13 protein-coding genes are annotated in these 13,498 nt (G+C 63.4%); 5 read left to right on the top strand and 8 right to left on the bottom strand.

The features are described 5' to 3' along the window. The first annotated feature begins 5 nt into the window (after positions 1-5). Both VWY34_RS06385 and VWY34_RS06390 read left to right on the top strand, forming a co-directional pair. Positions 6-713, top strand: coding sequence for a DUF4444 domain-containing protein (locus VWY34_RS06385; protein WP_340547535.1), 708 nt, complete (start codon positions 6-8; stop codon positions 711-713). Further along, positions 713-1,189 (top strand): DUF6505 family protein, encoded by a 477-nt coding sequence (locus VWY34_RS06390; protein WP_340547419.1) that lies wholly within the window; start codon positions 713-715, stop codon positions 1,187-1,189. The genes VWY34_RS06385 and VWY34_RS06390 overlap by 1 nt, the downstream gene beginning before the upstream one ends. A 142-nt stretch (positions 1,190-1,331) precedes the next feature. On the opposite strand, the gene VWY34_RS06395 is transcribed toward VWY34_RS06390, so the two are convergent. The 3 genes from VWY34_RS06395 to VWY34_RS06405 are packed head-to-tail and all read right to left on the bottom strand — an operon-like array spanning position 1,332 to position 3,558. Further along, positions 1,332-2,135, bottom strand: a complete 804-nt coding sequence (locus tag VWY34_RS06395) for a substrate-binding domain-containing protein (RefSeq protein ID WP_416544661.1) — start codon at positions 2,133-2,135, stop codon at positions 1,332-1,334. After that, positions 2,132-2,848 carry an ATP-binding cassette domain-containing protein gene (locus tag VWY34_RS06400; RefSeq protein ID WP_416544662.1) on the bottom strand — a complete coding sequence of 239 codons (717 nt, stop codon included), beginning with the start codon at positions 2,846-2,848 and terminating at the stop codon, positions 2,132-2,134. Before VWY34_RS06400 ends, VWY34_RS06395 begins: the two co-directional genes overlap by 4 nt. A 5-nt stretch (positions 2,849-2,853) precedes the next feature. After that, positions 2,854-3,558 carry an ABC transporter permease gene (locus VWY34_RS06405; RefSeq protein ID WP_340547422.1) on the bottom strand — a complete coding sequence of 235 codons (705 nt, stop codon included), beginning with the start codon at positions 3,556-3,558 and terminating at the stop codon, positions 2,854-2,856. A 346-nt stretch (positions 3,559-3,904) separates the two neighbouring features. Between VWY34_RS06405 and nadA the strand changes: the two genes are divergently transcribed. From nadA to nadC, 3 genes are read left to right on the top strand one after another with little or no spacing between them, the layout of a single operon-like run. Then, positions 3,905-4,957: a quinolinate synthase NadA gene (gene nadA, locus VWY34_RS06410; protein WP_416544663.1), complete on the top strand. Its 1,053-nt coding sequence runs from the start codon at positions 3,905-3,907 to the stop codon at positions 4,955-4,957. A gap of 3 nt (positions 4,958-4,960) precedes the next feature. Then, positions 4,961-6,631, top strand: coding sequence for an L-aspartate oxidase (locus VWY34_RS06415; RefSeq protein WP_416544664.1), 1,671 nt, complete (start codon positions 4,961-4,963; stop codon positions 6,629-6,631). Next, the gene (gene nadC / locus VWY34_RS06420; RefSeq protein WP_416542968.1) at positions 6,628-7,482 is read left to right on the top strand and encodes a carboxylating nicotinate-nucleotide diphosphorylase; all 855 of its coding nucleotides are present in this window, start codon (positions 6,628-6,630) and stop codon (positions 7,480-7,482) included. Before VWY34_RS06415 ends, nadC begins: the two co-directional genes overlap by 4 nt. A gap of 94 nt (positions 7,483-7,576) precedes the next feature. Here the strand turns inward: nadC and VWY34_RS06425 are convergent, their stop codons facing one another. From VWY34_RS06425 to VWY34_RS06445, 5 genes are all read right to left on the bottom strand, one after another. Next, on the bottom strand, positions 7,577-9,037 hold the full coding sequence (locus VWY34_RS06425) for a hypothetical protein (RefSeq protein ID WP_416544665.1): 1,461 nt from the start codon (positions 9,035-9,037) through the stop codon (positions 7,577-7,579). Next, complete coding sequence (locus tag VWY34_RS06430; protein ID WP_416537519.1) at positions 9,037-9,822, bottom strand: hypothetical protein; 786 nt, start codon at positions 9,820-9,822, stop codon at positions 9,037-9,039. Before VWY34_RS06430 ends, VWY34_RS06425 begins: the two co-directional genes overlap by 1 nt. A gap of 16 nt (positions 9,823-9,838) precedes the next feature. Further along, positions 9,839-10,240 (bottom strand): GtrA family protein, encoded by a 402-nt coding sequence (locus VWY34_RS06435; protein ID WP_340547428.1) that lies wholly within the window; start codon positions 10,238-10,240, stop codon positions 9,839-9,841. After that, a complete protein-coding gene (locus tag VWY34_RS06440) occupies positions 10,237-11,241 on the bottom strand; it encodes a glycosyltransferase family 2 protein (RefSeq protein WP_416544666.1) in 1,005 nt (334 codons plus the stop codon). The genes VWY34_RS06435 and VWY34_RS06440 overlap by 4 nt, the downstream gene beginning before the upstream one ends. A gap of 211 nt (positions 11,242-11,452) precedes the next feature. After that, complete coding sequence (locus VWY34_RS06445) at positions 11,453-13,441, bottom strand: CocE/NonD family hydrolase (protein ID WP_416544667.1); 1,989 nt, start codon at positions 13,439-13,441, stop codon at positions 11,453-11,455. Positions 13,442-13,498 lie beyond the last annotated feature (57 nt).

The following is a 13,498-nucleotide window of genomic DNA, read 5'->3' on the forward strand; positions in this document are numbered from 1 at the left end:
CCGAAATGAGCGACCTCAGCTTCCCCCCCCTGATGGAGGGGCTTGCGCTCAGCGGGGCCGACGATCCCTTTGCCATCGCCTGTCAGAAGGCGGTTCTGGGCTGCGACGCAGGTCTGGTGGTGCATAACCTGCTGCATGACCGGCTTCAGGCGGCCTTTGTCTTTGCGCCCGAGGTTGCCCTGCGGCAGGCCATGACCATGCTTCCGGTCTGCGGTATTGCACTGCAAAACGCCCTTGGCGCGCTGGCCCCGCCCGAGGTGGCGGTGCATCTGCAATGGGACGGCGGTCTGCGCATCAACGGCGGGCGCTGCGGCCGGCTGCGTGCCGCCGCCAGTACAACCGCGCCATCAGAGGTGCCAGACTGGCTGGTCATCGGCCTCGACCTGCCGCTCTGGCCGCCGAGCGACGGGGAAACCGGCGATCGTCCCGAGGATACCGCGCTTTATGCCGAGGGCTGCGCCGATGTGGATGCAGGCCAGTTGCTGGAAAGCTGGGCCCGCCACGCGCTGCACTGGATCAACCGCTGGGAAGAGGACGGCACGGAGCCGGTGCACACGACCTGGCGCGGCCTTGCCCAGGATATTGGCGAAACCGTCACCCATGCGGGCCTGAATGGCACCTTCCTTGGCGTGGACGAAGATTTCGGCCTGTTGTTGCGGGACGAGGCGACAACCCATCTGATCCCCCTGACCACCCTACTGGAGACACCGTGATGCAGCTTGCCCGCGCCATTCATTTCGACGAGAGCGATCAGAACGTCTTTGCCAGCCCGGCCCGCACCGGCGAATGGTGTATTTCGGGCGGGTTTGAGTTTTCCAACTGGGAAGAGGCCGACCTGATCGGCAAGCAGCGCCAGGCCTTTGCCAATGGCTGGATGGGGCTGGAAACCGGCGGGCGTGTCACCTTTGTTGCGGTGACGCGGATCGAGGAGAGCGAGCTGGCAGGCCTCACCGATCTGCTGGCCGCGCATTTCGTCAGCTACTACGGCGCCCCGGATCTGGCCGCCGCCCACCCGGTGGCTGCGGAAGAGCTGGCACATATGGCGGAACTCTGCGCCGATCACGCGCCCAATACGCTGCTGACGGTGATGCGCGAGCTGACAGAGGCGGGCGTCAAGGAAAGCTATCGCAGCATCGAGCCGCAGGAGGCGGGCCTGGAACAATTCGCCATCCATGTGACCGACGACTGATTGACCACGCACGGCGCGAAGCCCGCAACCGGCCCCTCCCGCCCGGAGTGCGGCGGGTCAAAGCCCCCCGCTCCCGTTGGGCCAGGCGCCGCGCTCAGGCGCGGCGTCTGCACATTGCAACCGCTGTGGATGCCGCTATCGCCTATGGCGCCGCGTTGAACACAAACAGCGCCTCGCCATTGATCTGGTAGCCGTTGATCAGCTCCTTGGCGGTATCCGACACCAGCCACCCTTCCAGCCGGGCTGCGGATTCTGCCTTCACATGGGGGTGTTTCTGCGGGTTGACCGGCAGATAGGCATATTGGTTGAACAGCACCGGATCCCCCGCATAGAGCAGCGCCAGATCGCCCTTGTTGGCGAAATTGAGCCAGCTTGCGCGGTCCGACATGATGTAGCCCCCCATGCCAGAGGCTGTATTCAGCGCTGCCCCCATGCCTGCGCCAACAGCGTTGTACCAGCCGCCAAATCCGTCAGGTGACAGATCCGCCGCGGCCCACAGGCTCAGCTCTTTCTTGTGGGTGCCGCTGTCATCGCCGCGACTGACAAAAGCCACCTCGGATGCGGCCACTTTTTGCAGTGCCTCCGCTGCCGACTGCGCGCGGCCAATGCCCGCCGGGTCCGCCTTGGGGCCTACAAAGACGAAATCATTATACATGATCTCGCGGCGATGGGTGCCGTTGCCGCCTGCCAAAAACGCCTCCTCGGCCTTCTTCGAATGCACCAGAATCGCATCCACATCGCCCGCCTCGCCCAGACGGATCGCCTGACCGGTGCCCACCACCAACAGCTGCACCTCCAGACCCAGATCCGACTTGATCTGCGGCAGCAGAACCTCTGCCAGACCGGAGTTGTGGAAGGATGTGGTCACCGCCAGCTTCATCTCCTCCGCCAGCGTCGCCGTCCCCATTGTCAGCGCAGCCAGTGCCCCCAGCACAATCCGTTTCATTCGACAATATCTCCTCTTAGAAATGCGCGGCCCTGTTCGGTATGGGGCCGAGTAAAAAATGCCTCCGCCGCTGAAAACTCGGCAATCTGACCGTGCAGAACAAACAGCACCTCATCCGCCAGACGCTGCGCCTGACCCATATTGTGGGTCGACATGATCAGCCGGGTGCCTGCCGCTGCCGCTTCGGTCAGGATCTCCTCGATTTCGCGAGTGGCGCGCCCGTCGAGCGAGGCGCAAGGCTCATCCAGGAACAGCAGCTGCGGCTTGCGGATCAGGGCCCGTGCCAGCGCCAGTTTCTGCCGCTCACCGCCCGACAGCAGCACCGCAGGCCGGTGCAGCGCATCGCCGCCCAGACCGATCCGCTCAGCCCAGATCTCGGCCTCGGCCAGCGCCACCTTGCGGGGCACCCGGTTCAGCCGCAGCGGATAGGCGATATTTTCCACCACAGAGCGGCGCATCATCACCGGCGTCTGAAACACAAAGGCCTGGCGCCGCTGGGCTTCGGCCATGGCGCAGCCCCAGCTGATCCGCCCCTGCCCCAGTCGCAGGATGCCATGCAGCATCTTCAGCAGGGAGGTCTTGCCCGAACCATTCGGTCCGATCACGATGGTCGTCCCCTGTCCGTCCAGCCGCAGATCCACCGGACCGATCAGTGTCTTGCCACGACGGCGCACCTGCGCCGCATCGACAACCAGCGGAAAAAGACTGCTCACCTTGCTCACCAGCGGCCCTCGCTCTCGGTCTGACCCAGCCAGTGGATGGTCAGATTCACCGCCACCGCCAATGCGATCAGCACAAAGCCAAGCCCCAGCGCCATGGCAAAATCCCCTTTGCCGGTCTCCAGCGCAATCGCCGTCGTCAGCACCCGGGTGGCATGGTCGATATTGCCGCCAACGATCATGATCGCCCCAACCTCACCGATCGCGCGACCAAACCCGGCCAGCGCCGCCGTGAGCAGCGCCCGCCGCCCGTCCCACAGCAGCGTGGCAATGCGCTGGCTCTGGCTGGCATTCAGCGAAATCAGCAGATCGTGGTAATCGCTCCACAGATCGCGCAGCGACTGATGCGCGATCGAGGCGATGAGCGGCACGATGATGATCACCTGCGCAATGATCATCGCGGTCGGGGTGAACAGCAGCCCCAGTACCCCGAACGGACCGGCCCGCGACAGCAGCACATAGACCACCAGCCCCACGACCACCGGCGGCAGCCCCATCAGGGCGTTGAGCACCGCAATAGTGACCCGACGCAGGCGAAACCGGCGCACCGACAGCAGCGCCGCCAGCGGCAGCGCAATCACCGAGGCAACCAGCAACGCGGTCAAAGTGACCCGCAACGAACGCAGCGTGATCTCGACCAGATCGCCATCCAGCGTGACCACCAGCCAAAAGGCCTGGACCAATCCTTCCCAGAGATCAGACATGGAGGCGGATTTTCTCCCTTGTGGGACCGGTCTTACCGCTTCCCGATACTATGTGAACGCTATCTGCAAACCACAATATCAGCCCGCCCAATAGACAAAAACGACACCGGGTGTGAAAATTGGACAAATTGACCGCGCACTGTTTGCGCTGACATCGCCCGATGGTCAGATGGTCTTGGCGCCGCCCCCAGCGTCAGGTTGCCGATGCGCCCCGATTGCCACCGATTTGCACCAGGATTTCCGGTTTTTACGCAACAAAGCGGCTGCACTCGCTTGCGTGCTAAATGTGAACATGAAACAAGAATTCCCCAAAGTGCCACGTCAGGCGCAGCTTTGAGGAAATGCCATGTTCGATCTGCAAACCATGCGCGATCAGCTCGCCAATCACTATGACCTTGCGCCAAATCCTGCTCTGGCCGCAGAGATGTCAGAGATCTACGCCAAGATGGACCGGGTGGTGAACCCCGTCGACTGGGCCACCTACGCGCCCTATGTCGCCGCCATCCTCGCCTTGAAAAAAGAACGCAACGCTGTGATTCTGGCACATAACTACATGACGCCTGAAATCTACCACGGGGTCGCCGACGTGGTGGGCGACAGCCTCCAGCTCGCCATGGAGGCCACCAAGGTGGAGGCCGACGTCATCGTGCAATGCGGTGTGCATTTCATGGCTGAAACCTCCAAGATCCTCAGCCCCGACAAGATCGTGCTGATCCCCGATATGGAGGCCGGCTGTTCGCTGGCGGAATCGATCACCGCAGAGGGCATTGCCCAGATGCGGGCTATATATCCCGGCGCGCCGGTTGTCACCTATGTGAACACCACGGCCGAGGTCAAAGCCGCCTCCGATATCTGCTGCACCTCCTCCAACGCGGCCCAGATCGTGGCCGCACAGGACGCCGACACGGTGATCATGACCCCGGACCAGTATCTGGCGCAGAACATCGCTCAGCAGGTGCCGGAAAAGAACGTGGTCTGGTGGGAAGGCTCCTGCATCGTGCACGAGCAATACACCGCCAAGGACCTGCGCGATTTCCGCGAATGGAACCCCGGCACCCGGCTGATTGCGCATCCCGAATGCCCGCCGGATGTGGTGAATGAGGCCGATTTCTCCGGCTCCACCAGTGGCATCATCAAATATGTGACCGACGAAAAGCCCGAAAAGGCGATGTTGATCACCGAGTGTTCGATGGCCTCGAACATTGCCGACCAATTGCCGGAGGTTGAATTCGTCGGCCCCTGCAACATGTGCCCCTACATGAAGAAAATCACGCTGGAGAAAATCCTCTGGTCGCTGCACACGATGTCCGAACCGGTCGAAGTCGATCCCGAGGTCGCCGAAAAGGCCCGTGTGGCGGTGCAGCGGATGATTGATCTCAGCCAGAAACTGGGAATCTGATCATTGGACACCCCCGGCGCCAAGGTCGTCTCTGACCATCAGGCCGACAACACGGCAGAGGCCCAGCTGGATGTGCAGGCTCTGACCGAAGCCACCGCCGCCTGTGACACTGATCGCGTGGTGATCGTTGGCGCGGGGATGGCCGCGCTCTATGCCGCCCTCGAACTGGCCCCGCGGCCGGTGCTGATGATCTCACCCGAAACACTTGGCGAGGGCGCCAGCTCGGCTTGGGCGCAGGGCGGCGTTGCCGCCGCGATGGATCAGGCCGACAGCCCTGCCGCCCACGCCACCGATACGGTGCGCGCCGGTGCTGGCACTGTCGACGCCGAGGTCGCCGCCATGGTCACACAGGTTGCCCAGGATCATATTCTCGATCTGACCGACCTTGGCACACCCTTTGATCGCACCGCTGACGGCGGCTTTGTCATGAGCCGCGAGGCCGCCCATTCCATGGCTCGTGTTGTCCGGGTGAAAGGCGATCAGGCCGGTCGGCAGATCATGGAAACGCTTATCGCCGCAGTGCGCGCCACAGCCTCGGTTCAGGTCCACGAAGGCACCCAGGCCGTGCGGCTGGAGGTGGCAGACGACCGCGTCACCGGCGTCTGGGTCAGCGATGCTGGCGGCACCTCGGTGCCCGTGCTGATCCGCGCCCCTGCGATCCTTCTGGCGGGGGGCGGTTCCGGGGGGCTGTTTGCGCATACCACCAACCCGCCCCGCATCCGGGGCCAGGTGATCGGATTTGCCGCCCGCGCCGGTGCCCGCATTGCTGATCCTGAATTTGTCCAGTTTCACCCCACCGCCTTTGACATCGGCGAAGACCCCGCGCCTCTCGCCACCGAGGCGCTGCGCGGCGATGGCGCCACGCTGATCAACAAGGACGGCATCCGCTTCATGCTGGCCGCGCACCCGGACGCCGAACTGGCCCCCCGTGACATCGTCGCCCGCGCAATCTTTGCCGAAACCCAGGCCGGCCGTCGCCCGATGCTGGACACCCGCGAAGCTCTTGGCGCCGAGGTGCTGACCCGCTTTCCAACCGTGGCTGAGACCTGCGCCCGCGCCGGTATTGATCCCGTTGCGGACCCGATCCCGGTGGCGGTTGCCGCCCATTATCACATGGGCGGGATCGACACCGACATGCAGGGGCGGGCCAGCCTCGGCCGTCTCTGGGTCTGTGGCGAAGCCTCCTCGACCGGGCTGCATGGCGCCAATCGGCTTGCCTCCAACGGGCTTCTGGAGGCTCTGGTCTATGCCCGCACCGCTGCCCGGGACATTGCCGCAACACTTGGCCCGCAACCGGACCAGATGCGCACGTCGCCTGCACTGTCCCTCAGTTTCGCCCCTGCCACAACGCCCGCCGCCCCGGCCAGCGCCATCGCCCGCCTGCGCGAAACCATGACTGCCCATGTCGGCGTTCGCCGCGACGAAGCCGGGCTGAAAACCGCCCTCAGAACGATCGAGGAGCTGCTGGCAGAGTTCGGCGACGACGAGAGCTTTGCCAATATGTGCGCCACCGCCACCCTGATTGCTGCCGCCGCGCTGGACCGCCGCGAAAGCCGGGGCGGCCATTTCCGCGACGATTATCCTGAGGCCGACCCGGCGCAGGCCCATCGCACTCGTATTACCCTCACCGAGGCGCGTGCGATCCGCGCCGCCGCCGTCAAGGATCCGCTATGACCCCGTCCTTTGCCACTCTGCCCGACCTGATCCTGGAACCGCTGGTCCGCGCTGCCTTGCTGGAAGACCTCGGCCAGAGCGGGGATATCACCACCCGCGCGGTGATCCCGGCAGGCACCACCTATGAGGCCCGGCTCAATGCGCGCGATACCGGCGTTATCTCCGGTATGCAGATTGCCCGCATCGCTTTTCATCTGGTTGATCCCTCGCTGAAGATCGAAACGCGCGTGGCTGACGGCAGCCCCTGCACTCCCGGTCAGACCCTGATGACCATCGCAGGATCAGCCGCGTCGATCCTCTCGGGCGAACGTGTGGCGCTGAATTTTGCAGGCCGCCTCTCTGGCATCGCCAGCCTGACGGCCTCCTTCGTGGCAGAGACCAAGGGGACCGCCACCCGCATCACCTGCACCCGCAAGACCACACCCGGTCTGCGCATGGTCGAAAAGCAGGCCGTGCTACATGGGGGCGGATACAACCACCGCTACGGTCTCTCCGATGCGATCCTGATCAAGGACAATCACATCGCCGCCGCAGGCGGTGTCGCCGCCGTCCTGCGCGCAGCCACGGCCAACGTCAGCCACATGATGAAGGTCGAGATCGAGGTGGACACCCTCGAACAGTTGCAGGAGGTGCTGGAGACGGGCGGCGCCGATGTGGTGCTGCTCGACAATATGGACACGCCAACCCTGACGAAGGCCGTGGCGATGGCCAAAGGTCATCTGGTCACCGAAGCCTCCGGCAATATGCGCCGCGACCGCATTGCCGAGGTGTCAGCCACGGGGGTTGATTATATCTCCTCCGGCGCGCTGACCCATTCGGCGCAGACGCTGGATCTCGGTCTCGACTTCTGAGGTCTTCGCACCTTCTGGTTTCTTGACCGGACCTGTTCAGAAAAACGGGGGCCTGCACGCCCCCGTTTCTCGTTTGATGTTCTTTGCGCCGTCCTCAGCCGCCCGCAGGCACGTTATGCGCCGCCGCACGGATCGGCGTTGCCGACAACATCACCACGCTGCCCACGTCCAGATTGCGCACCTCATAGTCGGGCCCCTTGGCACCGGCCTGAACCTCCACCGGCAGATGGGCGCAGGCCGTCGGTGTCATCGCGCAGATCACCACATCACGCCCGGTCAGTTGCGTCAGGCGAAAGGCCACCGACAGATCGTGCTGCAAGCCGGATTTCTTGCCCGATGGCAGCGACAGATAGGTGCCGGTGACATAGATCGGACCTTCCACCGCGAGGATCTGATCGGCCATCCTGCGGCTGTCGGCTTGCCAGGCGGTCACATCGCGATGCTGGAGCAGGTTGAACGCCAGATAGATCAGCGCCACAAAAGCCAGGAGATTGCGTCCGATGCGGTCCCAGACGCCGCCCCGCGCCGCCAATTCCTGCGAAAGCAGCCCCAGCAGCACCGCGTAATACAGCCATACAAAGCCGGAGACACGCGGCGGCAGGGTGATGCCGGTCTTGATCGTCTGCACAAAGATCAGCCCCATCCCGAGGCAGATCCCCGCCAGCGGATAGATCGCGCGCCAGGGGTCGGATCTGCCGACCAGCCAGACGGCCCAGCCAAACAGCGCCACCTGAAATACGGTCAGCGGCAGGAAGTGGAACGAGACCAGCGAGGCCGAGCTGCCGAGGAAATCACCAATCAGCCCGATATTTGCCAGCAGCGATGCCAGATCATGCGCCGGCTTCGGCATCCGCCACTCCGCCATCGGGATCCCGAAGACACCGTGAAACAGGTAGTTCAGCGTATAGATCGACGCCATCGCCAGCGCAAAACACAGGATAAACAGCCCCAGCAGCGATGCCAGATCCCGGGCAGAGCGCTGCGTGTCCGCACGGGTCAGACAGAGCGCCAGCAGAAAGAACGGATAGGTCGTATAGGCGGTCAGCGCCAGCGGCACAAAGGGCACCAGCAGCCAGCGGCAGGCCCGGTCCGACAGTTGCGTGGTCGCCAGCGCATAGATGGCAAGGATCGCCATGCCCGGGATCAGCGTGTTGAACCACAGTGAAATCAGCAGCGCAGGCGCCGACAGCCCCGCAATCAGCGCCACCGCGCCCTTGCGCCATAGCGGCGCCCCGGCCCCCAGCGCATTATGCGCCAGACAGCCCAGCACCACCGCCCATAACCCGTTGTAGATCAGATAGTTGGCCCAGCTCGGTAACAGTGTCTCGCGCAGGTGCCACAGGTAATTGACCCAGCGCCCCTCCATCAGGGTTTTGACATAATAGGTCTCTGCATCGCCAAACAGCGCAGGGTAATCATCGTGACGGATCAGCGGATCCGGCAGCTGGAACACCGCCGCGATCAGCAGCCCGAAAAAGGCCACCGCAATTGTCGCCAGCAGGGGCGTTGCAGCGTCCCGGCGCGCCACAACCGGGCTGTCCATCACCAGTGTCATTATATTGTGCCCTTTGCCGTATCCGCACCCACCAGCCCTGCCGCCCGCGCCTGCCGCGCGATGATCGCAGCGCGGATCTGTGCGATCCGGGTCACCATCAATTGCGGCATCAGCGACACCACACCCCGGCGCAGCCGCCAGCCAAGATTGCCCGCAGGCGGCACCGGCTGCCCCGCCAAAAGCTCCGTTGCCAGAACCTCCTCCGGCAGACCCGCACGCCCCGCTTCATTCACATAGAGCACAGTATTGTAGCGATACCAGGGTTCTACCCCCTCGGCCTCTCTCAGCGCCGGGCGTACGCAGTCAAACGCCCGATAGCCCCGCGCGGCAAAGAGATCCTGCCAGAAGGACAGCGGCTGTTCATTGATATGAAACTCGCCGCCCTGCCCCGGAACAGCCGCCGAAAACAGCACCCGATCGGCATGGCGCGTCAGCCCCGCAACCAAGGTTGCGGAGGCCGCCGTCGGCAGATGTTCACCAACCTCCAGGCTCTGCGCCAGCTCGAACCGCCGACCCAGATCAAACTCGCCAGTCAGATCCGCCGCATGGTAACACCCCGCCGGGATCGCCAGACGGTTACGATCCACATAATCGCCGTCCACCCCGGCGATGTCAGCAACGCCGGAATTCGCCCATTCACTGAGCCAGACACCGCGACCGCTGCCCAGATCCAGCACGCTCCGCGCGCCAAGCCAGGGCTGCACCGCCGCGATCAGCGCCTTCGCCGAGCTGCGCGCGCCGGCCTCGATGTAATCGTAGAATTCATTTGAATACACATGCGACATTTCTTGCCACTCCTCTTTACGCGCCGTGTCCGGCGTAGACCCAGATCTTGAAAAACAGGTAGTTCTGAACCGGCAGCCAGACTGCGGCGGTGGTTGCCGCCAGCCACTCCGGCCAGCCCAGCATCGGACCGATGACACCCGTCAGCAGCGCTGAAGTCACAAACCCAAGGCCGACCGTGCAGCCAAACCGCAGCGCCTGGTCCGGCTGGCCCAGCTTCTGGCGGAACGTCCAGACGGTCTGGCCGACATATTGCGCCAGAACCGCCAGGCCAAAAGCCAGCGCATTGGCCAGCCCCGCCGCCAGACCGATATGCAGGAACCCCAGGAACGCCAGCACATAGAGCGCTGCAACCGAGACGCCGACAATGGCAAAGCGGATCAACTGGCCGAGATCTTTCTGAACGGCGGCGCGGATCATGACGCTTCTTTTTGGTCCGGTTCAGCCAGTGGCGCCGCTACGGCGCGGCTGTCGCCGATGAAATCGACCGCATGGGCGGCGGGATGCCCGGTCTGCTGCGACAGGAAATACAGCGGGCGCTGTTTGCTCTCCATATAAAGCCGTCCGACATATTCGCCGAGGATCCCCAGCGTCAGCAGCTGGATCGCGGAGAAGAAAGAGATCGCCAGCAGAACCGAGGCCCAACCGGCAACGGTGTTGAACAGGATCAGCGAGCCAAAGACATAAATCGCCATCAGCACGGTCACCAACAGGCTGAAAAACGCCAGCCGTGTGGCCATTTTCAGCGGTTTGGTGGAGAACCCGGTCAGCGCATCGGTGGCAAAGCGCAGCATCGCCTTGAACGGATATTTGGTTTCCCCCGCGACACGGGCTTCGCGGATGTATTCGAGACCAATCTGGTGAAATCCGGCCCAGGCAAACATGCCGCGGATGAACCGCGCGCGTTCCGGCATTTTCAGCACCGCATCCAGCGAGCGACGGCTGACCAGGCGGAAATCGCCCGTGTCTTTGGGGATATCCACATCCGACAGCGTATTGAGAAAACGGTAGAACAGATAGGCCGTCGCCTTCTTGAACAGGGTTTCCCCCTGGCGCTCGGCGCGGCGGCCATAGACCACGTCATAGCCGCGATCCATCATCATCATCATGTCGGGCAGAATTTCCGGCGGATCCTGAAGATCGGCATCCAGCATGAAAATCCGCGCGCCGGTCGCCGCCTCCAGCCCAGCCGTCAGCGCAACCTGATGGCCGCGATTGGCCGACAGACGGATGCCCCGCACCACCGGATGACGCTTATGCGCCGCTTCCATAGCGGCCCAGGTTTCATCGCTGGAGCCATCATCGACCAGAATGATCTCGGCCCGCTCCGCCCAGGGTTCGATTGCCTGCACCAACCGATCCACCAGCAGGGGGATGGACTCTTCCTCATTATAGCAGGGTACAACAACGGATAGATGCACCTTCTCGCCCCAATTCTGTTTATCGTCTGCTCACAACCGGGGGACCATCCGCCCGGCATTCCAGCGCGATGAAAACATCTCAAGGGGGGTATTCTCACCCGAAATGGTTAACGCGCAGTTCCGTTTCTGGTCACAGAACGTGGCCAAACCGTGGCGAACTGGGGGTCAATCCGGGGAAAAACAGCGATTTTTAACAGGATTTGATGCGAAATCACAAACAATCGCGCGGCAGGCTCTCGCTCCATTCCTTAACGCAGACTTCGGTCTGCCCGGCACCTTCGCAGGCGACAACCCTGCGCCAGAGATGGAAATCCTCCCGATCACCGCGCATCTCATTGTCGGTATCGACCTGCACCTGCCAGTCACCGCGCGCGAATGTAAACCGCCACTGGCTGGTAAAGGTGGCGCTGGCCGGATCATCCGGATGCACCGCATAGCGCATGGCGACATGGCTGCCGACCTCCATCCCATGCACCGGGTCAATGGCCGCACCATAGTCATCAAAAGTTTCCAGCACCAGCGTGCCGTCGGCCTCTTCATAGGTGTTCGATGTGCCGGAGGGCGCGCGGGTGACCTCTGCCTGATAGGTCGGATAATCCCGCGCGGCGCTTGGCGCCTGCGCCTCGACCTCCTCAGCGACCAAACGTTCCGGCAGGATCAACGCGCAGCCCACCAGATGCAGGGTCAGCGCCACAGGCTCGGGCGCGGGCCAGATGATCGGCCAATAGGAGGTCGACAGCGCCAGCCGCAGCTTATGCCCAGCCCTCAGACGATGCGCGCATTCATTAAGCGCAAACTCCACCTCATAGCGCCTGCCGGGAACCAGCCGCGCCGCGTTCTCATGGCTCTCATCATGGCATAGGTTGCGTCCCCGATAGGTGATGCGCTGCGACACGCCATTCGGGGCCACATCACACAGCCGCGCCATCACCTGCGCCACCGGTCTGTCGACAGAGAACGCCAGCCGCAGCCGCGCCCGCCCCAGCAACTCCAGCGGGATGTCCAGCGGTGCCGTATCGAAACAGGCCGACAGCGCATCATCACCCGCCTGATCGTCCGGCAGTTCATTGTCGATCCGCATACCTGCGCAGAAATACCCGCTCCCCATGCCCAGGGTTGCTGGATTGGATACCACAACCTCCCCCGCACCCGGCACCGCCTGCAACGTACCCTGCTGTCCCAGATGATGCGCCACCTCGCGCACATTCGGGGAGGGCCATGCAGTCTCAGCAATCCAGCGCCCCTGCCGGGGTTTGTTTTCCTTGGTCGGATTGAAATGCTCCTGCATGTAGGTGCGATAATCCGGCAGATCCTCCGCGCCGCTGTCTACGCCCTTCAGCCAGCGATCAAACCAGCGCAGCACCTCGCCGTGGAAATCATGCCCTTCCAGCTTGGAAATATGGGCATAGCGGTGCTCCCACGGGCCGATCAGCGCCTTGGCGGGCGCCTGCATATGGGCCGCCAGTGCAGGTGGTGCATTCACATAGGCATCGGCCCAGCCGGTGATCGCCAGCACTGGCACCTTGATCGCAGACCAATCCTCGCAGATGGAACCGTGTTTCCAGAAATCATCCCGCCGACTGTGACGCAGCCAGTCTGCGGCCATAAACGGCAGCGTCTCGATCCGCTCCACCCAGGCCTCGCGCCAGTCCGGGCGCAGCTCGGGATCCAGCGGGCGGGTTTGATAGGCAAACATCTGCGAGGCCCAATTGGCATTATCGCTGAGCAGGCAGCCCCCCATAAAATGGATATCATCGGCATAGCGATCCACGGTTGAGGCCACGCTGACCACCGCCTTCAACGCCTCTGGCTGACGCGCGGCCAGCTGCAAGCCGTTGAAGCCGCCCCAGGAAATCCCGATCATACCGATATTCCCATCGCAACAGGCCTGCGCCGCAAGCCAGGCCAGCACCGCCTCGCCGTCGCTCAGCTCCTGTTCGGAATACTCATCGTCAAACACCCCCTCGCTATCGCCCGTGCCGGCGATATCCACCCGCAGGCAGACATAGCCCTCAGCCGCAAAGACCGGATGCGTGGTGGCATCGCGCGGCGCGGTGCCGTCTCGTTTGCGATAGGGCAGATATTCCAGGATCCCAGGATAACACCCCTCTGCCGCTGGCCGCCACATCCGCGCCGCCAGCCGACGCCCATCTGGCAGCGGGATCCACAGATGTTCAACTCCGGTGATCTCCATCGCCATGGCGCGCCCTCTTCCTGTATGGCTCAATCTCAAGCTGTTGCCGCCCACCCAATCGGC

It is taken from the genome of Phaeobacter sp. JH20_02 (assembly GCF_048056915.1).
Taxonomy (GTDB): domain Bacteria; phylum Pseudomonadota; class Alphaproteobacteria; order Rhodobacterales; family Rhodobacteraceae; genus Phaeobacter; species Phaeobacter bryozoorum.

Excerpts from the sequence above, each read along its gene's own strand:
- VWY34_RS06385 (WP_340547535.1), top strand. The coding sequence starts at position 6 with ATGAGCGACCTCAGCTTCCCCCCCCTGATGGAGGGGCTTGCGCTCAGC.
- VWY34_RS06390 (WP_340547419.1), top strand. The coding sequence starts at position 713 with ATGCAGCTTGCCCGCGCCATTCATTTCGACGAGAGCGATCAGAACGTC.
- VWY34_RS06395 (WP_416544661.1), bottom strand. The coding sequence starts at position 2,135 with ATGAAACGGATTGTGCTGGGGGCACTGGCTGCGCTGACAATGGGGACG.
- VWY34_RS06405 (WP_340547422.1), bottom strand. The coding sequence starts at position 3,558 with ATGTCTGATCTCTGGGAAGGATTGGTCCAGGCCTTTTGGCTGGTGGTC.
- nadA (WP_416544663.1), top strand. The coding sequence starts at position 3,905 with ATGTTCGATCTGCAAACCATGCGCGATCAGCTCGCCAATCACTATGAC.
- nadC (WP_416542968.1), top strand. The coding sequence starts at position 6,628 with ATGACCCCGTCCTTTGCCACTCTGCCCGACCTGATCCTGGAACCGCTG.
- VWY34_RS06425 (WP_416544665.1), bottom strand. The coding sequence starts at position 9,037 with ATGACACTGGTGATGGACAGCCCGGTTGTGGCGCGCCGGGACGCTGCA.
- VWY34_RS06430 (WP_416537519.1), bottom strand. The coding sequence starts at position 9,822 with ATGTCGCATGTGTATTCAAATGAATTCTACGATTACATCGAGGCCGGC.
- VWY34_RS06435 (WP_340547428.1), bottom strand. The coding sequence starts at position 10,240 with ATGATCCGCGCCGCCGTTCAGAAAGATCTCGGCCAGTTGATCCGCTTT.
- VWY34_RS06445 (WP_416544667.1), bottom strand. The coding sequence starts at position 13,441 with ATGGCGATGGAGATCACCGGAGTTGAACATCTGTGGATCCCGCTGCCA.